Genomic DNA, 21,378 nt, shown 5'->3' on the forward strand with positions numbered 1-21,378 from the left:
GGAATGTGTCAGGCATTCCGGAAAAGGGTAGAGCCAAGAGCTCGATAACAGGAGGAAAACATGCGTAGACTGGTTTCTGCATTGATGGCTTCGGCCTTTGTGCTTACTGGAGCGGCAAGCGCTTCGGCGGGCGAAATCGCCGTTATCGTGAAGACCGTGAATTCGACTTTCTGGCAGAACGTTCAGAAGGGTGCCGAAGCTGCGATCAAGGATTCCAAGGATCACACCATGACCTTCCAGGGTCCGGCGGCTGAATCGGCCATCGCCGATCAGGTGAACATGGTGGAAAATGCCGTGAACCGCAAAGTGGATGCAATCCTTCTTGCCCCGTCCGATCCGGATGCGCTGACGCCTGCGGTAAAGAAGGCATGGGAAGCCCGCATTCCGGTCGTCATCATTGACTCGCAGCTCGCCGATGGTGCCGACAAATACTACCAATCGTTCCTCGCCACCGATAACCGCAAGGCCGGTGAAGCCGCAGCCAAGGCCCTGATCGACAAGGCAGGCACGACCGGCAAGATCGCCGTCATGTCCTATGTTGCGGGCGCTGGCTCGGAAATCGGTCGCGTCGGCGGCTTCGTGGATTACATCAAGGCCAATTCCAAGCTGGAAGTCGTCGGTCCTTACTACTCGCAATCGCAGATGGCGACGGCGCTCAACCAGACCACCGACGTTCTGGCGGCCAATGGCGACCTCGTCGGCATCTTCGGTGCCAATGAACCGACCGCCATCGGCATGGGCCGCGCGATCAAGCAGGCAGGCAAGTCCGGCAAGCTGACCGCCATCGGCTTCGACGGCAATCAGGACCTGCAGGAATTCGTCAAGGACGGCACGCTCAATGCCATCGTGGTTCAGGGTTCCTACCAGATGGGCGAAAAGGGCATCGAAACCCTGTTGAAAGTGCTGAACAAGGAAAAGGTCGAAAAGGTCGTCGATACGGGTGCCGTCGTCGTCACCAAGGACAATATCGACCAGCCGGAAGCCAAGAACGTGCTCTACTAAAACACGGCAACAAAGCTGCATGAAAAAGGGAGGCGTAACGCCTCCCTTTTTTTGTTTTGTCGCGATTCTTATCCGGAAACCGTTTCACACTTTTCGGGATGCGCTAACGGCCATTTTGTTCGCGCCAGTTCTCAAACTTGCGCTCGGTCTCTTCTTTCGTGCACGGATAGAGGCCGACAATGGTAGCGCCGTTCAGCACTTCTTCCAGCACGAAATCCTCATAAGTTTCCATGCTGATACATTCGGTTGCGATTTCATCCGCAAGACCAGCCGGAATGACCATGACACCGTCAGAATCGCCAACCAGCACATCGCCCGGAAACACTGCCGCATCGCCGCAGGCTATCGGCACATTGATATCCACCGCCTCATGCAACGTGAGATTGGTCGGCGCAGATGGCTTTGAGCAATAAGCAGGCATATCAAGCTCGCCGATCCCGCTGACATCGCGAAATCCGCCGTCAGAAACAATGCCCGCCGCGCCGCGCAAGGCAAGCCTTGTCACGAGGATAGACCCCGCAGTCGCCGCACGCGCATCCTTGCGCGCATCCATCACCAGCACGAAACCGGGTGGGCAAGTCTCTATCGCAACGCGCTGCTTGTGGTCCGGATTACGAAAAACCGTGATGGGATTCCGGTCCTCACGCGCCGGGATGTAGCGCAGCGTGAAGGCCTGACCGACCATGTTCTCGCGCTTGCGCGCCACCGGCAACACACCCTGAATGAACTGGTTGCGCAGGCCACGCTTGTAAAGCGCCGTCGCAACGGAAGCCGTCGAAACCGTCTTCAGCTTGGCCCGCGTTTCCTCGGAAAGCACATAATCTGACATCGAAACTGCCTCTCAATAGATGACCGGTTCGTCGACAGGACGGCCGAAATCGGTTTTCAGGAAGTCGAAATCGCAGCCCTTGTCAGCCTGTTCGACATGCTTGGAAAAGACAAAGCCATAGCCGCGTTCATATTTGGGTGGTGGCGTCTGCCAGGCTGCGCGCCGTGCCGCCAGTTCCTCGTTCGAAACCAGCATGTTGAGGCTGCGGGCTGGAATGTCGAGTTCGACGATGTCGCCCGTCTTCAGCAGGGCGAGTGGTCCCCCGATGAAGGATTCCGGCGCGACATGCAGAACACAGGCCCCGAAACTGGTTCCCGACATGCGCGCATCCGAAATCCGCACCATATCGCGCAGCCCAAGTTTCAACAGCGCTTTCGGCATGGGGATCATGCCCCATTCCGGCATTCCCGGCCCGCCCTGCGGACCGGCATTACGCAGCACCAGAACCGTATCCGGCGTCATGGGATAATCGGGGTCGTCGATGATCTTTTTCAAGTCGGGGTAACTGTCCGCGACAAGCGCCGGGCCACTATGGCGGTGAAAGCGGGGGTCGCAGGCAGCAGGTTTTATCACCGCGCCATCGGGGCAGAGATTGCCTTTCAGCACCGCAAGCGAGCCTTCATGATAGACCGGATTGGAAAGCGGGCGGATCACGTCATCGTTCCAGATATGAGCCTCATCCAGACCGTCGGTCAGCGGCTTGCCGGTCACGGTCACGGCCGAAGGATCGAGTTTGTCGCCAAGCTGCTTCATGAGCGCTCGTAACCCTCCCGCATAGTAGAAATCTTCCATCAGATAGATCGTGCCGGAAGGCCTGATATTCGCGATCACAGGCGTCGTGCGTCCGATGCGATCCAGATCGTCCAGTTCCAGTGGCACGTCTGCCCGGCGCGCCATCGCAATCAGATGAATGATGGCATTTGTCGAACATCCCGTTGCCATCGCAACAGTGACCGCATTGGTTATTGCAGCGGGCGTCATAATCTTTTCCGGCGTCAGGTCTTCCCAGACCATTTCCACAATGCGACGACCGCACTGCGTGGACATGCGCTGATGATTGGCATCCGCAGCCGGGATCGATGATGCACCGGGAAGCGTCAGCCCCAAGGCTTCAGCAATCGCGGTCATGGTCGATGCGGTTCCCATGGTCATGCAATGGCCGTAGGACCGTGCGATGCCACCTTCAATCCCCTGCCATTCCTCCTTGGAAATGGTGCCTGCGCGGCGCTCGTCCCAGTATTTGAAGCCATCAGTGCCGGACCCCAGATATTTACCGGCATAATTGCCGCGCAGCATTGGTCCGGCGGGCAAGAAAATGAACGGCAGTCCCATACTGACGGCCCCCATGACGAGACCCGGCGTTGTCTTGTCACAACCGCCCATAAGCACCGCACCGTCGACAGGATGCGAGCGCAGAAGTTCCTCGGTCTCCATCGCCAGCAGATTGCGATAGAGCATGGTTGTCGGCTTCACGAAGTTTTCCGACAGCGACAATGCTGGCAACTCCATCGGGAATCCGCCTGACTGCAGGATGCCGCGCTTGACCCATTCCACCCGATCCTTGAAATGCATGTGGCAAGGCTGGGCCTCGGACCAGGTGTTTATGATGGCGATGATCGGACGACCTTCCCAGTCGACCGGATCATATCCCATCTGCATGGTGCGCGAACGATGGCCGAACGAGCGTTGATCATCGGGCAGCATCCAGCGCGCCGAACGCAGATCTCCATAGGTCTTTCTGGTCATTTCCCTACCTTCCCGATCAGAAAATATCCCGAAGGGCGTAAAACGGCTTCGAGATGATATTCAATTCAAAACAAATATTCAGGAGTGCCTGCGCGATCACGTTACACTCCGTTCATCCGGGCCACGGGGGCTCCTGCAACCGAAGCCTGCGCCAGAAATACGCCACCCGACCGAGGTGCGGCCTCCAGGGTCGCTTCCGGCAGCTGGCGATGCGAGGTGATGGCCAGAAGTGTCAGGTCTGGTCCGCAAAAACAGGGCATTGTTGGAGCCGGAACCGGTACCGGAACCTTTTCAAGCAGATTACCCTCGCGGTCGAAGCGATTCAGAATGCCAGCGGATACACCCGCGCTCCAATAAGCACCCTCAGCATCGCAGGCGCCGCCATCCGGCCTGCCGCTTTGCTCATCGAGGTCGCAAATGCGCTTGCGCCCACTAATCTCACCGGTCTCCGGGTCGAAGTCATAACGGTCGATCCACGGCCCGCGGGAATCCGTATGGAACATGGTTCTGCCATCGGTCGTCCAAGCGAGACCATTAGAAATCTCAAAACCCTCGGCCTTAACAGAAGCCTCGCCGTCCCATGTTACTCGGTAGAGCCGCGCGATGGCTTCCCGCTCAGGACGGCCATCCATGCTGCCGATCCAGAACGCACCGTCAGGACCGACCTTGCCGTCATTGAGGCGGGATGTTCCCGGCTCATCGTACCCCGCCCATAGCGGTTCACGAATGCCGGTTTCAGGATCAAACAGGACAACCTCACGTGAAAGCGCCACCACGAGACGTCCGCTTTCTGTCAATCCGAAGCTTGCTACCTCGCTTGTAAAGGACCATTCACGAAGCACACCCCTATCGGCGTAAATGTCGATTTCATATATGCGGCGCCCATAGATATCGCAGGCGAAAAGTGTTCCCCTGCGGTCATCCCAGACCGGACTTTCCATCAGTTGCCCACGCAGATCGGCTATGCAGCGAAACGGTCCCATCATTCAGCTCCCGTCTTTTTCCGAATGACATCGGGATGACTGAGTACGAAATCAGACAACTCCAATCCCAGACCCGCTCCTTCGAACGGATAGATCATGCCCTTCTCTATGCGCGGCATCACCGTCACCAGATCGCGATACCATGAGGTGTAATAGGCCCGCACAGATTCCTGAAAGATCGCGTTGGGCGCATTGAGCGACAGATGGACGGAGGCCGCGAACACCACCGGACCAGTGCAGTCATGCGGCGCAATGGGGCGCTGAAATGCCTCGGCCATGGTGGCGATCTTCTTCGCTTCCGAAAGCCCGCCACACCATGAAATGTCGAGCATGACATAATCGGAGGCATCGGCGCGTAGGACATCGAGAAATTGCGCACGCGTCGCCATGGTTTCGCTGGCACAGACCGGAATGCCGGACTGGCGTGCGTAAACGGCCAGCGCCTGCGGGTTCATCATCTTGATCGGGTCTTCCGACCAGAACGGTCGGAAGACTTTCAGTTCGCGCGCAATGGCCAGAGCCGACGTCAAGTCCCACATGGAGTGGAACTCGACCATGATTTCCATCCGCTCGCCGACCGCATCGCGTATCTGGCGAAACGGTGCCAGCGCCTTGTCGAGATCGCCGGCATGGATGAAGTTTCCGCCGGATGCGACAGCGAACGGGTCGAAGGGCCAGATTTTCATGGCCGTGATGCCTTCCGACAGAAGGCTTTCGGCAAGTGCACCTGCGTCCCTATGAAAAGCCAGCTGGTCCTCGTAGGGCCCTTCCGTTGCCTCATCGGCATCACCGATATATCGGCGCGCGCCGCTTTTGTTATAGGTGTAGCCCGCGCAGGTATTGTAGGTGCGGATCGATTGTCGAGACAGACCACCGAGCAACTGATGGATTGGCTGGCCGGTCACCTTGCCAAAAATATCCCAAAGCGCGATGTCTATCGCCGAGGCAGCACGGATTTCCACGCCTGACGAGCGAAAGCCGACATAAGGCTCCAGCAGCAGTTTGGAGATACGGTCGATCTCCAGCGGGTTCTGGCCGACGAGCAGCGGTGCGATATCGCTGTGGATATAGGCGGCAACCGCATTTGCACCACGGAAAGTCTCACCAAGTCCGACAATGCCCTCATTGGTGTGGACCTGCACCCACACTATGTTGTTGAGGTGCGGAAGCTGCACCGTTTCGATAGCGATGATTTTCATCCTGTTGTGCCTCAATGCGCGGACGGTTGACGGTTGCGCGCAACGATCTGCGTCGGATTGACGAAACGCAGGGCCAGAAGCAGCCAAACCAGCGAGGTGACCATGTAAATGACCGCCATGGCGTCGATGGACTGGACGGAGCGGACCCCGGCAGCGAACACCGAATAATAGAGCGCGACGACGAGCGTTTGCGATGTCGGTCCTGCGGTCAGGAAGGTCAGCTCGAACATCGCGACCGTGCGCACCAGAACCAGCAGCATGGCCGCAAGCACACCGGGCAACAGCATGGGCAGAAGCACATGGATGAAGAGCTTGAATGTGCCTGCGCCAAACACACGCGCCGCCGCCTCGACCTTCGGGTCGATCTGCTCGATGAAGGGGATCATCACCAGAATGACGAAGGGTACCGTCGGCACGAGATTGGCGAGAACGACGCCCCAGAAGGTACCGCCCACCCCGAACTTGTAAAGCACGGTTGCCAGCGGAATGCCGAAGGTTATCGGCGGCACCAGAAGCGGCAGCAGGAAGATCAGCAGCACAAGCTTTTTGCCGGGAAAATCGCGGCGCGCCATGGCGTAAGCTGCCGTGACGCCCAGAACACCCGACAGGATCACCACTGCAAAGACGACCTGAAAGGTGACCAGAAGCACTTGATCAAGCTGGAATTCGGCCCAGGCGGCTGCATACCAGCGCGTGGTAAACGCGTCTGGCAGCCATGTACCCAGCCAGCGCGTGCCGAAACTTGAAACCACCACGGCCACGATGACAGCAAGAACATTGAGCACGAAGAAGCCGGTTACGAGCCAAACGAGCGTGATCCAGAGCTTGGAAAGGATGGAAGTATCGCGGATCATGATCTATCCCTTTCCGCCAGCGGTCGAGCCGCGATAGAAGAGCGAGCGCACACCGAGCAGTGCCCCGACGACGAGCAATTGCACTGCCGCCATGATCATGGCGATGGATGAAGCCATGGAGTCGTCATATTGCTCGAAGGCCGCCTGTGCTGCAGCGATGGATATCACGCGGGTCGGTCCCGACGGCGCGCCCAAGAGGACAGCGGATGGAAACACAGCAAATGCCTGCACGAAGGTGAGGCAGGCTGCGACCACCAGCCCCGGCACCAGCAATGGCAGCATGACATGGCGAAAGCGCTGCCAGCTATTGGCGCCATGCGTGGCGGCGGCCCGTTCCAGTGCGGGATCAATGCCGGTTATGTAGGAAAGCGTCAGCAGGAAGGTGAACGGAAAAACCGTAATGACCAGCGATGCAAAGACCCCCCAGTAATTATTAGTGAGCTTCAGCGGATTGTCGATCAGGCCAATATAGATCAGCGTGCGGCTGAACCAGCCTTGCGGCCCCAGATAATTCAAAAGACCTTCAGCGATCAGAACCGTGCCGAGCGTCACCGGCAGAACGAGGATCGTGGTCAGCAGGCGCTGGCGCGGCATCAGACGCACGCGCATGGCGATGGGAAGCGCGAAAAGAACACTGATGACGGTGACGGGAACCGCAAGCCAAAGCGTCGCGCCGATGGTCTTGTAAAGATAGGGATCAGAGAAGAACTTGTGGTAATTGGCCAATGCACCGCCGCCATCAATTGGATTGAAGGACAGAACTAGCCCGTAAAGAAACGGATAGATGAATACACCCACCACAAAGAGCAGCGCGGGCAGGATCAGAAGGGTGACGCCGTCGAAGCCGCGATTTGCAAGCCGTTGTCGCAAACCGGGCTTAAGCGGTGCATCCGCGTAGGTCTCAGCCACCATCGCTCAGCCCTCCGCCGGGAAAACCAGCGCATGGCCAGCATCGACGCCCAACACGATACGACTGCCGGGCTCCACGCCCTGCGGCCCATGAAAGATCAGCTCCATCCCGGTTTCGGTGCGGGCTGTACCGACATATTCGCGCCCTCGATATTCGATGGTCTCGACGGTCGCCTGCAGGTCATTGCGATGACTCGAACCGGACACGACATCATCGCCGCGTGCCATCAGCACGGCATCGTCACCCGGCTCAAGCCCATCCATCGCACGGCCAACGAGTTCGTTTCCCGCGACGGAAATGATCGCCTGCCCGTTCTCGACGCGCACGACCTTGCCTGGCAAGGCGTTGCGGAAACCCATGAAGGCGGCGACATCACGATAGCGGGGCTCTTCGTAAAGCTCGTGCGGTTTGCCGACCTGACGGATTTCACCGTCGCGCAAGACCACGATGCGGTCGGCCAGCGACAGGGCTTCGTCTTGATCGTGGGTCACATAGATCGTCGTTGAGCCGAGCTGGTTATGGATGCGGCGGATTTCGGCGCGCATCTCAAGCCGCAGCTTCGCATCGAGATTGGAAAGCGGCTCATCCATGAGAACCACCGGCGGCTCGATGACGATGGCGCGGGCAATTGCCACGCGCTGTTGCTGGCCACCGGAAAGCTGTCCCGGCAGTTTTTCTTCCTGTCCTTGCAAGCGCACCAAAGCCAATGCGGCGCGCGCACGTTCGTCGATCTCGCTTTTTGCCAGACCGCGCATCTTGAGACCGAACCCGACATTTTGCAGGACATTCATATGCGGAAACAGCGCATAGTTCTGGAACACCATGCCGAAACCGCGATCCTCCGGTTTCAACTGGTCCACGCGCCGTTCATCGATATAGATACCGCCGCTCGTCGTGCCGAGAAGTCCGGCGATGCAATTGAGAGCCGTCGATTTCCCGCAGCCGGAAGGTCCCAGAAGTGCGATGAACTCGCCTTTCCGGATTGTGAGGTTGATTTCCCGCAGCGCATTGAAAGTTCCGAATGATCGGCTCATCCGGTCGAGCCGGAGTTCTTGAAAGGACATTGACACAAGCACCATGATTTAGAATTGGCGACTATCAGCGGCCAGTGGCGAGCCCTTCACGGCCCACCACCCAGCCTTCGGTCAATCAACCAGCGGCGACGTCTTCGTCCCAGCGGCGGAATGCAGCGACCAGCGCCTCCGGTTCGAGCGGCAGCTCGATCGGATTATTTGCAATCCAGTCGGCATATTCCGGACGGCCAAACTCCGCGATGATGTTCTGGCTTTCCTTCGGCGCCATTTCGATGGTGACATCCTTCACAGCAGGACCCGGATAGAAATAACCGGCATCGTAGGAATAGGCCTGCTGGTCGGGCTTGAGCGAGAACTTGATGAACTCCATCAGCACTGCGATTTTTTCCTCGGACACGCCCTTGGGAATGGCGAAGTAATGCGCATCGCAAACCCAGTGGAAGCCTTCCAGCTTGCTGACGCCCATTTCCTTCGGCACCACACCGAGCGCACGCGGATTGATGTCCCAGCCAGTGGTGGTCACCGTCATATCGCGCGTGCCTTCGCCCAGTTCCTTCATGAGCGCGCCCGTACCTGCCGGGTAGTATTCAATATTCTTGTGCAGCTCCTTCAGATAGGCCCAGGTTTTGTCCCACCCCTTGACCGGGTCCTTCGGATCACTATCACCCAGAAGATAGGGAAGCCCCATCAGGAAGGTGCGCCCCGGACCGGAATTGGCCGGGCGAGCATAGATGAACTTGTTCGGGTTTTCTTTCGTCCAGGCCAGCAGTTCTTCAGCGGTCTTGGGCGGTGTCTTCACCTTGTCGGGGTGATATTCAAGAAGGGGGCCAGATGGATAATAGGAAACCACAACGCCCTTGCCCTTCGACATTTCCTGCATACGCCATGCCGGTTCAAGATAGATATCCTGAAGCTTCGGCAAGCCGTTATCCGGCAACGCGATGATGTCGGTCCATATGTCATCGGCAAGTCCGGCGGAAAGCGCATCCGGCCCGACGATCACCATGTCTATGTCAATTCGGTTGGCGCGCTGCTGCGCCTTGATTTTCCCCGGCAGTTCCGGCGCCGGTGCCTTGTTGAAGGTGAAGCGCGAAACCAGCGCTTTCTGCTCGGCTGCGAAATTGTCGAAGATCGGTTGGGTCAGGGCCAGATTGCCAGCGGCATCAATGACGTTGAGCGCTACTGGCGAAGACGGCAGTTTCGCCGACTGTGCCCATACGCCTTTCGGCAGCATGATACCCATGCCGGTCGCAATCCCGGCCCCCGCCATGAATGTACGACGTGAAATTCCCTTATTCATGTTCTCCTCCACTTTTTGGTTTTCCGGTGCGCCCCCCTTCTCCCTGTCAGGACGGCCGGGTTTCATTTGTCAGACAATGCCATCAGTCTCCCAGCCCGAGACGATTGTCTGGAGCACCTCTCGATCATTTGCTTCAAGCTGCGGCAATCCGGGTAGTCGCACTTTTCCGACCTCAAACCCCTGAATTTGCAACGCTTCCTTCACAACAGTCACGTTCGCGCCATTACGGTACTTGGTGCGCATGGTCTCGAAATCGGCAATGCTTTCGACCACCGCCCGCGCTTTTGCGAAATCTCCCGCTTCCAGCGCATTCCAGACCGCCAGCGAACGCTTCGGTGCAACATTGACGAGGCCAGAGGTAAAGCCGCGGCCACCAAGGGCATAGAAAGGCAAGGCCCAGCTTTCCGCCAAGCCGCAGATCCAGGTCGCATCCATGCCTTTTGTCGCCCGACAGCATTCGAAGAAGAGCATCGTGTTTTGCGATGCAAACTTGACGCCTGCGACCTTGGCATGGGTCGCAAGGCGCACCATTTCATCGAGCGGAATCAGATCCGAACGGATATAGGCAACGATTGGCAAGTCTATGGCTTCGGCAATCGCAATGAAATAATCCACCTGCGCATGCGGCGCCGCAAAGGGATCAAGCGGATGATGGATCATCACGCCATCGGCACCTTCGGCTTGTGCTGCTTGTGAAATCCTGATCGCATCACGCACGGAACGGCCGGCTGCGGCTGTCACTGCAGCCTTGCCATTTGCCGCTTTCACCGCGATAGCCTGCAAGCGGATGACCTCATCCACAGTCATGCTGTAGAACTCACCCGTATTGCCGCCGGTAACGATATTATGCACACCGGCGCCGGCGATCCGCTCGACAATTTTCGCCGTCAGCGCGTCATCGATTTCACCATCTGTATCATAGGCAGTCGCGTGCACACCCGAAATGCCCCGAAGCACCCGGCGGTATTCCGCTAGATCCATTATTTCCTCCCAATGTACTGGTCAGAAGACCAGTTCGATATGCGTGTCTCCCGCTTTCACGATGTGTTCGCGCATCAGACGCTCAGCCAGATCGCCGTTACGTGCCGTAATTGCCTTCATGATTGCTTCGTGCTCGTTGAAGGACTGCCGACGCACATCCTCGCGCGACAGAACAGTCACCCTTGCGGCGTGGTCGTACATGCGCTGTGCATTTTGCAACCGGCGCAGATATTCACATCCCGATGCCTCATGGATGCCGTCGTGGAACTTCTCGTTCAGCTCGATCAGCTGATCGACATTGCCTGCCTCGACCGCCGCCCGCATTTCTTCAATCACCGCGCGAAGAAAGCCGAACGCCTCCTCGCCGCCATGCTTGGCCGCCTGCCGCGCAATGATGCTTTCAAGCGCGGCACGAGCGAGCGTCATCTCTTCGGCCTGCCGCGCATTGAACGACACGAACGTCCCACGACGGGCCTCCGTGCGCACCAGCCCTTCTCCTTCCAGCTGGCGCAGCGCTTCTTTCAAAGGGCTCGTGCTGATGCCCAGATCGGATGCCAGCTGCCTCTCATTCAGCTTTTCGCCGGACTTGATCCGCCCGGAAATAATCGCCTCCCGCAGATTGTCATGCACATGGTCTCTGAGGCTCTTCACCTTGATCGGAGAAAGGGGGGAAACGTTATCACCCAAGGCAACACCTGTTTGTCACTGAATTCACGCTCCGATCCTGAAACAGCGAATCTGATATGTCAATATCTGATACATCAGATATCAAAGGAAACTCTTCCGCTCGTTGTCAGACAATAAAAAAGACGGCCAAAGGCCGCCTTTATTAAGTGTATCCTGATATGCAGATCAGCCTATTCCGCCGCTGAATAATGCCCCTGATCCAGCCCGGCCTGCGCAATATGCAGGCGCTTGTAGCGTCCATCCTTCATGGCCAGAAGCTCGGCATGACTGCCCTGTTCGGCAATCCGCCCGCCCTCCACCACCAGAATGCGATCGGCATTGACGATGGTTGCAAGGCGGTGCGCGATCACCAGCGTCGTGCGCCCTTGCGAAAGCTCGGCGAGCGATTGCTGGATGGCACGTTCGGTTTCCGTATCAAGCGCGGAAGTCGCCTCATCAAGGATCAGGATCGGCGGGTTCTTCAGGAATATGCGCGCAATGGCCATGCGCTGCTTCTGCCCGCCGGAAAGCTTGACGCCACGCTCGCCGATAACCGTGTCATAGCCTTCCGGCAGATTGGCAATCACGCCATCAAGCCGCGCGCGGCGCGCAGCCTCGACGATTTCCGCGTCGGTCGCATCGAGACGGCCATAGGCGATGTTTTCCCGGATCGTTCCGGCGAACAGGAACACATCCTGACTGACAATACCGATATTCGACCGCAGAGACTTCAGGGTCATATCGCGAATGTCGCTGCCGTCGGCAAGAATCGCGCCCTTCGTCACATCATAGAAGCGCGGCAGCAGCGAGCAGATCGTCGTCTTGCCTGCACCTGAAGGACCGACAAAGGCAATCGTTTCGCCAGCACGAATGGAAATATCGAGACCGTCGACAATGGGGCGCTCGGTACTATAGCCGAAACTGACATCGCGATATTCGATATCGCCGGTCAGACGTGCAACGGACTGCGCACCGGGGCGGTCTGCAATATCCGGGCGCGTATCGAGAAATTCCGTATAGCGCTGAAAACCGGCAATGCCCTTCGGATATGTTTCGATGACCGAATTGATCTTTTCAATCGGGCGGAAGAACACGTTCACCAGCAGCAGGAAGCCGACAAATCCACCAGCCGTCAGTTCGCCGCGCACCACAAACCATGCGCCTGCCAGCATCACAACGACCTGCACAAAGCGCATCGACAGATAGGACAGAGACATCGACGCGGCCATGATCTTGTAGGCGGCGAGCTTGGTGGTGAGATACTTGTCGTTGCTCTCCGCGAAAAGCTGGCGTTCATGATCTTCGTTCGTGAAGGCCTGAACGACACGGATACCGCCGACATTTTCCTCGATACGGGCGTTGAAATCACCGACGCGCCGGTAAAGCGCGTGCCATGTGTGCGTCATGCGTCCGCCATAGCGGGCGGTGACATAGGCCGACAGCGGTACGATGACGGCGGTAATCAGCGCAAGCTGCGGATGCACCCACAGCATCAGGATGAAGGCGCCGATCAGGGTCATGATCGCGATGAAGACATCTTCCGGCCCGTGATGCGCCACTTCGCCGATCTCTTCCAGATCCTTGGTCAGCCGCGCCACAAGATGGCCGGTCTTCTGATTATCGAAGAAGCCGAAGGAGAGTTTCTGCAGATGATCGAAGGCCTTGCGGCGCATCTCTGTCTCGATCTTGATACCAAGCATATGCCCCCAATAGGTCACGATGACCTGCAGGAAGGCATTGACGACGTAAATGGCCAGCAGGCCGATCGCAGCAATGGCGATCACACCAAGCTGGCCGGTCGGCAACAGCTTGTCGATGAAAAGCGTAACGGCAACCGGAAAGGCAAGCTCAAGCAGGCCGGACGCCACGGCGCTGGTGAAATCCAGCGCGAACAGCCCACGATGCGGACGATAATATCCGGCAAAACGTTTCAGCAATCCAGCCATGGCACGGTTCCCTCAAGATCGTTCAAAGGGTGCCTAACTCATTCATCTCCCTATTAAAAGGGTAATTTGACCAAAGAGTTCAAGATTTGAATGCTTCTGCTGGCTTTTGTCCGGAATTTCGCCGCCCGGAATGATTTTCCTATGAAGACTTCGTCATAATACGATCGTGGAAAATCATTCCCAAAACCATCATCGCAACGAAGAGCCATACCTGCGGCAACCCCATGGACAGTGCGGACACGACAGGGCCTGGACAAAAACCTGCCAGCCCCCAGCCCGCACCGAAGATGGCAGAACCGGTAATCAACCGACGGTCGATCTCAGTATTCTCCGGTAAATGGAAAGACTGGTCCAGCACCGGCCGCGCCATACGCCGCTGCAACATCACGCCGGGGATAGCCACCAGGAGGGCACCGCCCAGCACGAAGGCAAGGCTTGGGTCCCAATGGCCGCTGGTAACATTCAGGAAGCCCGTCACGCGCGATGGATCGATCATGCCCGACAGCGACAGGCCAAAACCAAAGATCGCGCCCGCAAGCAGCGTCATGGCCAGACGCGCATATGCCGACTGTTTCATAGCAATGCTCCCGAAATGCTGGCCACCACAATGCCGGTTACAAGAAAGGTGAGCGTTGCGGCTATCGAACGCCTGGAAAACCGCGCCATGCCGAGGATGCCATGACCGGATGTGCAGCCCGATCCCATCCGCGTTCCGATGCCGACCAGAAGTCCTGCCACGACGATGACGGGCCAGGACATAGCCATCGTGACCGGGGGAAATGAACCATAAATCGCCGCATAGATAATCGGCCCCAGAACGAGGCCGACGACAAAGACCGCATTGGCTGGAATCTGTTTGCCGCCCAGAAGCCGCCCGACGATGCCGCTGATCCCGGCGATGCGCCCATTGAAGACGAGCAGCAGGACTGCGGAAAGACCGAGCAACATGCCGCCTGCCAATGATTGCAGATAGGTTGTGATCATGCCCGTTCCTCCGGTGCGCAAAAAATGCCGTAAAGCGCCTCGATGAGTTGTGCGGCCTTGGCTTCCGTCAGCCGGTAGAAAATCTGCTTCGCTTCGCGACGGGTTTCGACAATGCCCGCTTCGCGCAGCACGCCCAGCTGTTGCGACAACGTCGGCTGGTGAATGCCAAGCGCTTCCTCCAGCTCTCCAACCGAATATTCCCGTTCTGCAAGCGTGCAGGCCAGCATAAGCCGCGCCGGATGCGACAGCGTCTTGAGAAGTTCGGCAACCTCGGTTGCCCGCCCCTCCATTTCCGTGCGCGTCATCTTGTTTTCATGGGCTGGCACTCGGCCCGAAATCGCATCCATCATGGCACCCAATTTTCAATATACAATTAAATATAATGTATATTGTTTTTTTACAAGAGAGCCAGAACAATAATACCGCCGTACAAAATTGAACGGCGGCTTTGAGCTCAATTCTGGAGCAGTGACTGAACGGCGGCCAGTTCCGTCTGGCGCAACTCGTGCCCGCCCGGATGCCAGACCAGCTCGACATCAGCTTTCTGGCGCTCGAAATAATATGCAAGCGCTTCTGTCACATCCGGCGGACAGATCGGGTCCATCCGCCCGGCAGTCATCAGAATTTTCGCGCCTTCGAGCGCCGGATTGTCCTTCGGCCTGAATGGCACCAGCGGATGCAGAAGTGCCGCCTTGTCGAACACCCTGCCTTTCTCGATCAGAAGGTTCGCCATGATATTGGCGCCATTGGAATAGCCGAGCCCGATCACTTCGGATGGCTTGTGCTGAGCCACAAGGCCAGCGATGAAATCGGCCATCTTGTCGGTGGCGCGAGCAAGGTCTTCCATATCGTAGACGCCCTCGCCTGTGCGGCGGAAGAAGCGCGCAGCTCCATATTCCGACACATCACCGCGTGGCGACACGATGGTCGCTTCCGGCAAAAGCTGTTCCGCCAGACCGAAAAACTGGTTTTCATCGCCGCCCGTACCGTGAAACACGATGAACAGCGGCGCTCCGTTCGCACCGGCCTTCAGCCGGTGCTCATAGGTTTGGATTGTCATGTTCGATCTCCTGTCCCGACGTCTTCAGATCCTGTCCAGATGCTCTTCGAGATAGCCACGCAGATGCTGGTGCTGCTCCGGCAGCTTCAGCGCTTCACCGAGATGGGCCGTATCCTCGTCGCGGTCGAAACCGGGTTCGTTGGTCGCCACCTCGAACAGCACGCCGCCCGTCGTGCGGAAATAGATCGCCCAGAAGTAATCGCGGTCGATGACCGGTGTGACGTGATAGCCCGTATCCATCAGCGCCTTGCGCACCTCCAGCTGCTTCTCGCGGTTTTCGACAGCGAATGCCACATGATGCACGGAACCGGCACCCTGCTGGTTGCGACCAACTGCTGGCAAGGTTTCCAGATCGATGACGCCCGCACCATTGCCTTCCGGCATGATGAGCCGGGTAACACCGTCCTTCGCATCGAGCTTCTGGTATCCCATATATTTCAGCAATTCCGAGGTCGCGCCTTCGTCGCGAAGCCGCATTGAGACCGAATGAAAGCCACGGATGGCGTGCTCGGCATCAATCCCCTCATGTGCCCACGGCGCACGCGGATCGTCCTTCACTTCAACCAGTGCAAAACTGTCGCCATCCGGCCCACGGAAATGGATACGCTTTTCGCCGAACGCCTCGTCTTCGGATTCAATCTTGACGGCGGATTGCTCGAAACGATCCTTCCAGAAGCCAAGAGAACCCTGCGGCACGGCAAATACCGTCGTCCCCACCTCGCCCGTACCATCGCGACCGCGCGGCATGCCGGGAAATGGAAAATAGGTCATGACAGTGCCGGGCGTGCCTAGTTCATCACCATAATAGAGATGATAGACACTCGGATCGTCGAAATTGACGGTCTTCTTGACGCGGCGCAGTCCCAGAGTATCGGTGAAAAAGCGGTTATTGGAGCGCGCATCGGCGGCAAGCGAGGTCACGTGGTGGAGGCCCTTGATCTGATTAAGCATGGCTATCTCTCCTGTTGTGTTACCGCCAATATAGCCATCAGTATGATCATTGAAACATTGACAATCATGCACAGATTGTATCGATTTCAGATACAGTTGCAGGCTATGATGATTTCCATCTAGACGTACTGCCCATTCAAAGTTTAGCTACCTGCAACAGCAATATAGAAAGGTTCCCCATGGCGTCCGGCTTGTTCGCGCTTCTCGATGATGTCGCAGCCATTGCGAAAATGGCGGCAGCTTCGCTCGACGATGTTGCAGGACAGACGGCAAAGGCCAGCGCCAAGGCAGCAGGCATCGTAATTGATGATACGGCCGTCACGCCGAAATATGTTGTGGGGCTGAAGCCGGAACGTGAATTGCCGGTCATCTGGAAAATCACCAAGGGATCGCTGCGCAACAAGCTCATCGTCCTGCTGCCGCTGGCGCTCATCCTAGGCTATTTCGCACCATCCTTCATCATGCCGCTTCTGATGATCGGCGGTGTCTATCTGGCCTTTGAAGGAACGGAAAAGCTGGTGGAGTTCTTCATCCCGCACAAGGAAGAGGAACATGAGGAAACCAAGGGCACGACTGCCAAGGAGATCGAGGAAACAACCGTCAGCGGTGCGATCCGCACGGACTTCATCCTGTCGGCGGAAATCATGGCGCTGACGCTGGCGGGCCTGGCTCCGTCGAGCATTTATACGCAGGCGGCCATCCTCGCCGCAGTCGGCATATTGATCACCTTCGCCGTTTATGGCGTGGTCGGCATCATCGTGAAGCTCGACGATATGGGCGTCTCGCTCGTGCGCAACAGTCACACGGCTTTCGGCAGGCAACTCGGCAAGGGGCTGGTCGCGGGCATGCCCATCATATTGAAGGTTCTGAGCACTGTTGGCACCATCGCCATGCTTTGGGTCGGCGGCAGCATCATCGTACATGGGCTGGATTCCATCGGCATCCATAGCGTTGAAGCCTTCATCCATTCCATCGTCTCGCACCTGCCGACCGAGGGCACCCGGTTTGCAGCCGCCTTCGAATGGATCGCCACGTCCTTCCTGCAGGCTGTACTTGCGGTTCTAATCGGTATTGTCGTCGTGATAGCCGTCAACGTCTTCAAGGCCCTGAAAGCGAAGGCCTAGAGCGCGTTTCGATCTGATTGCATCAGATCGGCGCCCTATCTGTTCGTTTTCACGCATGTCTTCATCCCGAAGCCGGTTCCCACTTTCGGGAGACATGCTCTAACTTCAGGCCAGATAGCGCTTGAACCATTCGATTGTCCGATCCCATGCGAGCTTCGCCGCCGCTTCGTCGTAGCGCGGTGTGGAATCGTTGTGGAAGCCATGATTGACGCCCGGATAGATGTAAGCCTCGTAGGTCTTGCCGTTCTTTTTCAACGCTTCCTCATAAGCGGGCCAGCCCTCATTGATGCGGGTGTCCAGTTCGGCATAGTGCAACAGGATAGGCGCCTTGATGCGCGGCACGTCATCCGCCGGGGCCTGCCTGCCATAGAAAGGCACAGCGGCTGCGAGTTCCGGAAAGGCGACCGCCGCCGCATTGGCAACACCACCGCCATAGCAGAAGCCGGTAATGCCGACCTTTCCGGTCGTCAGATCGCTTTTCATCATGAAATCGACCGCCGCAAAGAAGTCGTTCATCAGCTTGGTCGGGTCGACCTGCTGCTGTAATTCGCGGCCCTTATCGTCATTGCCGGGATAGCCACCAACCGAAGTGAGACCGTCGGGCGCGAGTGCTATGAAACCGGCCTTTGCGACCCGGCGGGCGACGTCTTCGATATACGGGTTCAGTCCGCGATTTTCGTGCACTACCACGACGGCGGGCAGCTTGCCCTGCAGCTTGGCCGGTCGCACCAGATAGGCTCGAACCTCACCGTTTCCTTCCGGTGACGGATAGGTGATGTATTCGGGATGGATGTCGGGATCGGTGAATTCGACCTGTTGCGCCATCGCATAATCGGGACTGAGCGAGGCCAGTATGGTTGTGGCCGTCATGGTGCCGACCGCAAACTTTGCAGCCTTGTCCAGAAACTCTCGTTTGGTTATCCGGCCATGGGCATAGAAATCGTAGAGTTCGAGAAGTTCTTGCGGGAAATCCTTCGCCGTCAGACGTGTCATGGTCAGCCCTTCCTCTCAAAGAAGGTCAGTCTAACACAAGGTTGAAATGGAGCCACACCGCTGCCAGCAATGCATGTCGGCAGCTTCTTCACATTGATTGAAACCAACTTTACTGCATTCGTCTTTCAAAACAAAAGGCCCGGCAAAAGCCGGGTCTTTTCGATGAATTATATCCGAGAGCATCAGATATTCGGTTCGATCTTGCCCTTGCCTTTAGCCCCGCCTTTATCCTTGGCCGTGAGCTTGTCGATATAGGCGAGGAACAGCGCCGAAAACACGAATGCCAGATGGATGATGGTGAACCACAGCAACTGGTTTGACGTGTAGGTGGTGGCGTTGAGGAATATCTGCAGCAGATGAATCGACGAGATCGCCACGATGGTCGAGGCAACCTTGATCTTGAGCGATCCTGCATCGATGGTGCCAAGCCAGTGCACCTCGTCGCCAGCCTGATCGAAGCGGCTGACGAAATTCTCATAGCCCGAAATGATGACCATCACCACGAGGCTCGCAATCAACGCCGCGTCGATGAGCCCGAGGACTTTCAGGATCGTGTCGGTATCATTCAGCGCGGTAACTTTCGTTGCAAAATCGAACAGCTTGCCCACGAAGGATACAGCATAGATCGCCAGCGCAACGGCGAGACCGAGATAGAAGACAACCAGCAGCCAGCGTGACGCCAGAATGATATTTTCGATCAGAAGTTCAATTCGTTTCATCGATCCGGTTCCAGGTAATCATATCGACACCTCTTAAAAAACCGCGCGCTTTTGGCAAGCGCGTCAGATATTGAATGATGTGCAAAAGTAGGATCGCGACTGCTTTCTTACAATATCAGCTTTCGTCTGCTGCTTGCAGCAATTCCAGTGCGAGCTTCCGCGCGCCCGCAGAAATGTCCGGATTGAAGACCAGCCAATAACCCTTGTCGCTCGTCTGCGACACCTCGCAAGCATGGACAAGCTGCCCGCGCTGCACGGCCCCGTCGATCAGCCCCGCCCAGCCAAGCGCCACCCCCTGATCGGCAATGGCTGCCTCAATCACCAGATTATAGGTGTTGAAGACTAGCCCGTAATTGCCGTCCTCGATGTCCTCACCGATAGCATCGAGCCATGACTGCCATGTGAACCAGCGATCACCCTGCAGCGTATCCAGATGCAGCAGTGAAGCTGCACCAAGCCGTTTCCCATCCGGAAACGGGCCATGCTCGGCAAGATAGGCAGGCGAACAGACCGGCACGACTTTTTCACCGATGAAGGCGATAGCGTCCTTCGGGAAATCCTCGCGACCGCCGAAAAGGACCGAAATATCCGCGTCACGCCGGTCGAGCGGCTGAAGCATGGATGATGCCGTGATGCGCACATCCACCTCCGGATGTTTCGGGCGAAACTGCGCGACACGCGGCATCAGCCAGAACGTCGCGAAGCCATAGTCGGTCGCGATCCGCAGTCCCGGCGCGCGCTGACGGCGTTTTATCTGCTGCACCGCCTCATCGATTCCATCGAGACCGGAGCGCACTGCCTCATAAAGAATGCGGCCTTCGGGTAATATCTCGACACCACGGGCCCGTCGAGCGAACAATGCGACGCCCAGACGCTCCTCGATACGTTTTATTTGATAGCTGACCGCCGGTTGCGTCATGCCGAGTTCACGCGCTGCAAGGGTCAGATTTTCCAATCGTCCCACCGCTTCGAAAACGCCAAGGCTGCCAAGGTCCCAGGATGGAGAAACCATAAATACTTTCTATAGCTTCGATAAAAAATGAATGGGTTTTTCCTTAGCCTAAATGATGTTCTCCTTAAAGTAGGAACATAAGACATAACTGGTCTTAATCTATAGGAGGGGTCACAAAATGCGCTATTTGAAGATTGCGGCACTGACGTTCACGGCACTGGCGGGGCTTTCAGGAGCGGCTTCTGCTGCCGATCCCGCCGCTTGCGAAACCATCCGGCTGTCCGATCCGGGCTGGACCGACATCACCTCCACCAACTCCGTCGCAAGCGTGCTGCTGGAAGGTCTCGGCTATAAGCCCGATGTAAAAACCATGTCCGTGCCCATCGGCTATGAGGCGCTCAAGACTGGCAATCTTGACGTTTTCCTCGGCAACTGGATGCCCGCACAACAGAAGTTCCGTGACGATCTCGACAAGGCGAAAGCCGCCGAAGTCATCGTGAAAAACCTCGAAGGGGCAAAGTTCACGCTGGCCGTGCCGGATTATGTGGCAAGCGAAGGCGTGAAGGACTTTGCCGACCTCGCCGCCCATGCGGACAAATTTGGCAAGGAAATCTACGGCATCGAGCCGGGTGCACCTGCCAACCAGAACATCCAGAAAATCATCGAGGACCACAAGTTCAAGCTCGACGGCTGGAAGCTGGTGGAATCGAGCGAGCAGGCCATGCTCGCGCAGGTGGATCGCAAGAACAAGGATAAGGCATGGGTCGTGTTTCTGGCCTGGGCGCCGCACCCGATGAACAACAAGCTCAAGATAGAATATCTGGCGGGTGGCGATGACTATTTCGGCCCGAATTTCGGCGGCGCGGAAGTCTACACGCTTGGCCGCACCGGCTGGGCCGCACAATGCCCCAATGCCGCAACGTTCTTCAAGAACCTCACTTTCACTGTCGATATCGAGAATGAGCTGATGGGCAAGATTCTCGATGAAGGTGCGGAAGGTCCTGCAGCCGCCAAGGAATGGCTGAAGGCGCATCCGGACCAGATCGACAAATGGCTTGCAGGCGTCACCACCTTCAAGGGCGAACCGGGCGCGGAAGCCGTCAAGGCAAACCTCGGTCTTTAACCGAGAACAACACGCACTTTGC

22 protein-coding genes are annotated in these 21,378 nt (G+C 57.3%); 3 read left to right on the top strand and 19 right to left on the bottom strand.

All coding sequences use genetic code 11. The features are described 5' to 3' along the window. The first annotated feature begins 60 nt into the window (after positions 1-60). Positions 61-1,002: an ABC transporter substrate-binding protein gene (locus ABDF71_RS16005; RefSeq protein ID WP_029927748.1), complete on the top strand. Its 942-nt coding sequence runs from the start codon at positions 61-63 to the stop codon at positions 1,000-1,002. A gap of 103 nt (positions 1,003-1,105) precedes the next feature. On the opposite strand, the gene ABDF71_RS16010 is transcribed toward ABDF71_RS16005, so the two are convergent. From ABDF71_RS16010 to ABDF71_RS16085, 16 genes are all read right to left on the bottom strand, one after another. Next, entirely contained in the window at positions 1,106-1,831 is a 726-nt protein-coding gene (locus ABDF71_RS16010) for a ribonuclease activity regulator RraA (RefSeq protein ID WP_258124395.1), read from the bottom strand. Positions 1,832-1,843: 12 nt separating this feature from the next. Further along, positions 1,844-3,577 (bottom strand): L-arabinonate dehydratase, encoded by a 1,734-nt coding sequence (gene araD / locus ABDF71_RS16015; protein WP_258124396.1) that lies wholly within the window; start codon positions 3,575-3,577, stop codon positions 1,844-1,846. Positions 3,578-3,678: 101 nt separating this feature from the next. Next, positions 3,679-4,563, bottom strand: a complete 885-nt coding sequence (locus ABDF71_RS16020) for an SMP-30/gluconolactonase/LRE family protein (protein WP_258124397.1) — start codon at positions 4,561-4,563, stop codon at positions 3,679-3,681. After that, entirely contained in the window at positions 4,560-5,759 is a 1,200-nt protein-coding gene (locus tag ABDF71_RS16025; protein WP_010658539.1) for a mandelate racemase/muconate lactonizing enzyme family protein, read from the bottom strand. The genes ABDF71_RS16020 and ABDF71_RS16025 overlap by 4 nt, the downstream gene beginning before the upstream one ends. An 11-nt stretch (positions 5,760-5,770) precedes the next feature. After that, on the bottom strand, positions 5,771-6,613 hold the full coding sequence (locus ABDF71_RS16030) for an ABC transporter permease (RefSeq protein WP_029927754.1): 843 nt from the start codon (positions 6,611-6,613) through the stop codon (positions 5,771-5,773). Between the two features lie 3 nt (positions 6,614-6,616). Then, complete coding sequence (locus ABDF71_RS16035; protein ID WP_258124398.1) at positions 6,617-7,525, bottom strand: ABC transporter permease; 909 nt, start codon at positions 7,523-7,525, stop codon at positions 6,617-6,619. Positions 7,526-7,528: 3 nt separating this feature from the next. Further along, complete coding sequence (locus ABDF71_RS16040) at positions 7,529-8,602, bottom strand: ABC transporter ATP-binding protein (protein ID WP_258124399.1); 1,074 nt, start codon at positions 8,600-8,602, stop codon at positions 7,529-7,531. A 70-nt stretch (positions 8,603-8,672) separates the two neighbouring features. Next, the gene (locus tag ABDF71_RS16045; RefSeq protein WP_043063088.1) at positions 8,673-9,827 is read right to left on the bottom strand and encodes an extracellular solute-binding protein; all 1,155 of its coding nucleotides are present in this window, start codon (positions 9,825-9,827) and stop codon (positions 8,673-8,675) included. Positions 9,828-9,926: 99 nt separating this feature from the next. After that, positions 9,927-10,838: a dihydrodipicolinate synthase family protein gene (locus ABDF71_RS16050; RefSeq protein ID WP_010658534.1), complete on the bottom strand. Its 912-nt coding sequence runs from the start codon at positions 10,836-10,838 to the stop codon at positions 9,927-9,929. A 21-nt stretch (positions 10,839-10,859) separates the two neighbouring features. Continuing rightward, the gene (locus tag ABDF71_RS16055) at positions 10,860-11,468 is read right to left on the bottom strand and encodes a GntR family transcriptional regulator (protein WP_010658533.1); all 609 of its coding nucleotides are present in this window, start codon (positions 11,466-11,468) and stop codon (positions 10,860-10,862) included. A 227-nt stretch (positions 11,469-11,695) separates the two neighbouring features. After that, the gene (locus ABDF71_RS16060) at positions 11,696-13,450 is read right to left on the bottom strand and encodes an ABC transporter ATP-binding protein (RefSeq protein WP_036586542.1); all 1,755 of its coding nucleotides are present in this window, start codon (positions 13,448-13,450) and stop codon (positions 11,696-11,698) included. A 139-nt stretch (positions 13,451-13,589) separates the two neighbouring features. Next, positions 13,590-14,027, bottom strand: coding sequence for a YeeE/YedE family protein (locus ABDF71_RS16065; RefSeq protein ID WP_125302349.1), 438 nt, complete (start codon positions 14,025-14,027; stop codon positions 13,590-13,592). Further along, a complete protein-coding gene (locus ABDF71_RS16070) occupies positions 14,024-14,434 on the bottom strand; it encodes a YeeE/YedE family protein (RefSeq protein ID WP_010658530.1) in 411 nt (136 codons plus the stop codon). The genes ABDF71_RS16065 and ABDF71_RS16070 overlap by 4 nt, the downstream gene beginning before the upstream one ends. Continuing rightward, a complete protein-coding gene (gene bigR / locus ABDF71_RS16075) occupies positions 14,431-14,781 on the bottom strand; it encodes a sulfite-sensing transcriptional repressor BigR (RefSeq protein ID WP_036563524.1) in 351 nt (116 codons plus the stop codon). Before bigR ends, ABDF71_RS16070 begins: the two co-directional genes overlap by 4 nt. Before the next feature lie 107 nt (positions 14,782-14,888). Next, positions 14,889-15,494: an alpha/beta hydrolase gene (locus tag ABDF71_RS16080; protein WP_036586544.1), complete on the bottom strand. Its 606-nt coding sequence runs from the start codon at positions 15,492-15,494 to the stop codon at positions 14,889-14,891. A gap of 24 nt (positions 15,495-15,518) precedes the next feature. After that, complete coding sequence (locus ABDF71_RS16085; protein ID WP_500061681.1) at positions 15,519-16,445, bottom strand: VOC family protein; 927 nt, start codon at positions 16,443-16,445, stop codon at positions 15,519-15,521. 179 nt (positions 16,446-16,624) lie between these two features. On the opposite strand from ABDF71_RS16085, the gene ABDF71_RS16090 reads away from it, so the two are divergent. Continuing rightward, the gene (locus ABDF71_RS16090) at positions 16,625-17,569 is read left to right on the top strand and encodes a DUF808 domain-containing protein (protein ID WP_010658526.1); all 945 of its coding nucleotides are present in this window, start codon (positions 16,625-16,627) and stop codon (positions 17,567-17,569) included. 105 nt (positions 17,570-17,674) lie between these two features. Here ABDF71_RS16090 and yghX read toward each other — a convergent pair whose 3' ends face one another. From yghX to ABDF71_RS16105, 3 genes are all read right to left on the bottom strand, one after another. Then, positions 17,675-18,562, bottom strand: a complete 888-nt coding sequence (gene yghX, locus ABDF71_RS16095; RefSeq protein WP_151606357.1) for a YghX family hydrolase — start codon at positions 18,560-18,562, stop codon at positions 17,675-17,677. 182 nt (positions 18,563-18,744) lie between these two features. After that, positions 18,745-19,281 carry a TIGR00645 family protein gene (locus ABDF71_RS16100; protein ID WP_010658524.1) on the bottom strand — a complete coding sequence of 179 codons (537 nt, stop codon included), beginning with the start codon at positions 19,279-19,281 and terminating at the stop codon, positions 18,745-18,747. Between the two features lie 115 nt (positions 19,282-19,396). After that, a complete protein-coding gene (locus tag ABDF71_RS16105; RefSeq protein ID WP_258124401.1) occupies positions 19,397-20,293 on the bottom strand; it encodes a LysR substrate-binding domain-containing protein in 897 nt (298 codons plus the stop codon). A 118-nt stretch (positions 20,294-20,411) separates the two neighbouring features. Here ABDF71_RS16105 and choX point away from each other — a divergent pair, with 118 nt between their 5' ends. Continuing rightward, positions 20,412-21,356 (top strand): choline ABC transporter substrate-binding protein, encoded by a 945-nt coding sequence (choX, locus tag ABDF71_RS16110; protein ID WP_151665316.1) that lies wholly within the window; start codon positions 20,412-20,414, stop codon positions 21,354-21,356. The last annotated feature ends 22 nt before the right edge of the window (positions 21,357-21,378 follow it).

The organism is Ochrobactrum sp. WV_118_8 (genome assembly GCF_039631535.1).
Classification (GTDB): domain Bacteria; phylum Pseudomonadota; class Alphaproteobacteria; order Rhizobiales; family Rhizobiaceae; genus Brucella; species Brucella anthropi.

What these genes read in the sequence shown, in the direction of transcription:
- ABDF71_RS16030 (WP_029927754.1), bottom strand. Translation starts at nt 6,613, where the DNA reads ATGATCCGCGATACTTCCATCCTTTCCAAGCTCTGGATCACGCTCGTT.
- ABDF71_RS16025 (WP_010658539.1), bottom strand. Translation starts at nt 5,759, where the DNA reads ATGAAAATCATCGCTATCGAAACGGTGCAGCTTCCGCACCTCAACAAC.
- choX (WP_151665316.1), top strand. Translation starts at nt 20,412, where the DNA reads ATGCGCTATTTGAAGATTGCGGCACTGACGTTCACGGCACTGGCGGGG.
- ABDF71_RS16005 (WP_029927748.1), top strand. Translation starts at nt 61, where the DNA reads ATGCGTAGACTGGTTTCTGCATTGATGGCTTCGGCCTTTGTGCTTACT.
- ABDF71_RS16065 (WP_125302349.1), bottom strand. Translation starts at nt 14,027, where the DNA reads ATGAAACAGTCGGCATATGCGCGTCTGGCCATGACGCTGCTTGCGGGC.
- ABDF71_RS16040 (WP_258124399.1), bottom strand. Translation starts at nt 8,602, where the DNA reads ATGGTGCTTGTGTCAATGTCCTTTCAAGAACTCCGGCTCGACCGGATG.
- ABDF71_RS16035 (WP_258124398.1), bottom strand. Translation starts at nt 7,525, where the DNA reads ATGGTGGCTGAGACCTACGCGGATGCACCGCTTAAGCCCGGTTTGCGA.
- ABDF71_RS16090 (WP_010658526.1), top strand. Translation starts at nt 16,625, where the DNA reads ATGGCGTCCGGCTTGTTCGCGCTTCTCGATGATGTCGCAGCCATTGCG.
- ABDF71_RS16100 (WP_010658524.1), bottom strand. Translation starts at nt 19,281, where the DNA reads ATGAAACGAATTGAACTTCTGATCGAAAATATCATTCTGGCGTCACGC.
- ABDF71_RS16020 (WP_258124397.1), bottom strand. Translation starts at nt 4,563, where the DNA reads ATGATGGGACCGTTTCGCTGCATAGCCGATCTGCGTGGGCAACTGATG.
- araD (WP_258124396.1), bottom strand. Translation starts at nt 3,577, where the DNA reads ATGACCAGAAAGACCTATGGAGATCTGCGTTCGGCGCGCTGGATGCTG.
- ABDF71_RS16070 (WP_010658530.1), bottom strand. Translation starts at nt 14,434, where the DNA reads ATGATCACAACCTATCTGCAATCATTGGCAGGCGGCATGTTGCTCGGT.
- bigR (WP_036563524.1), bottom strand. Translation starts at nt 14,781, where the DNA reads ATGGATGCGATTTCGGGCCGAGTGCCAGCCCATGAAAACAAGATGACG.
- ABDF71_RS16060 (WP_036586542.1), bottom strand. Translation starts at nt 13,450, where the DNA reads ATGGCTGGATTGCTGAAACGTTTTGCCGGATATTATCGTCCGCATCGT.
- ABDF71_RS16010 (WP_258124395.1), bottom strand. Translation starts at nt 1,831, where the DNA reads ATGTCAGATTATGTGCTTTCCGAGGAAACGCGGGCCAAGCTGAAGACG.
- yghX (WP_151606357.1), bottom strand. Translation starts at nt 18,562, where the DNA reads ATGACACGTCTGACGGCGAAGGATTTCCCGCAAGAACTTCTCGAACTC.
- ABDF71_RS16105 (WP_258124401.1), bottom strand. Translation starts at nt 20,293, where the DNA reads ATGGTTTCTCCATCCTGGGACCTTGGCAGCCTTGGCGTTTTCGAAGCG.
- ABDF71_RS16050 (WP_010658534.1), bottom strand. Translation starts at nt 10,838, where the DNA reads ATGGATCTAGCGGAATACCGCCGGGTGCTTCGGGGCATTTCGGGTGTG.
- ABDF71_RS16045 (WP_043063088.1), bottom strand. Translation starts at nt 9,827, where the DNA reads ATGGCGGGGGCCGGGATTGCGACCGGCATGGGTATCATGCTGCCGAAA.
- ABDF71_RS16080 (WP_036586544.1), bottom strand. Translation starts at nt 15,494, where the DNA reads ATGACAATCCAAACCTATGAGCACCGGCTGAAGGCCGGTGCGAACGGA.
- ABDF71_RS16085 (WP_500061681.1), bottom strand. Translation starts at nt 16,445, where the DNA reads ATGCTTAATCAGATCAAGGGCCTCCACCACGTGACCTCGCTTGCCGCC.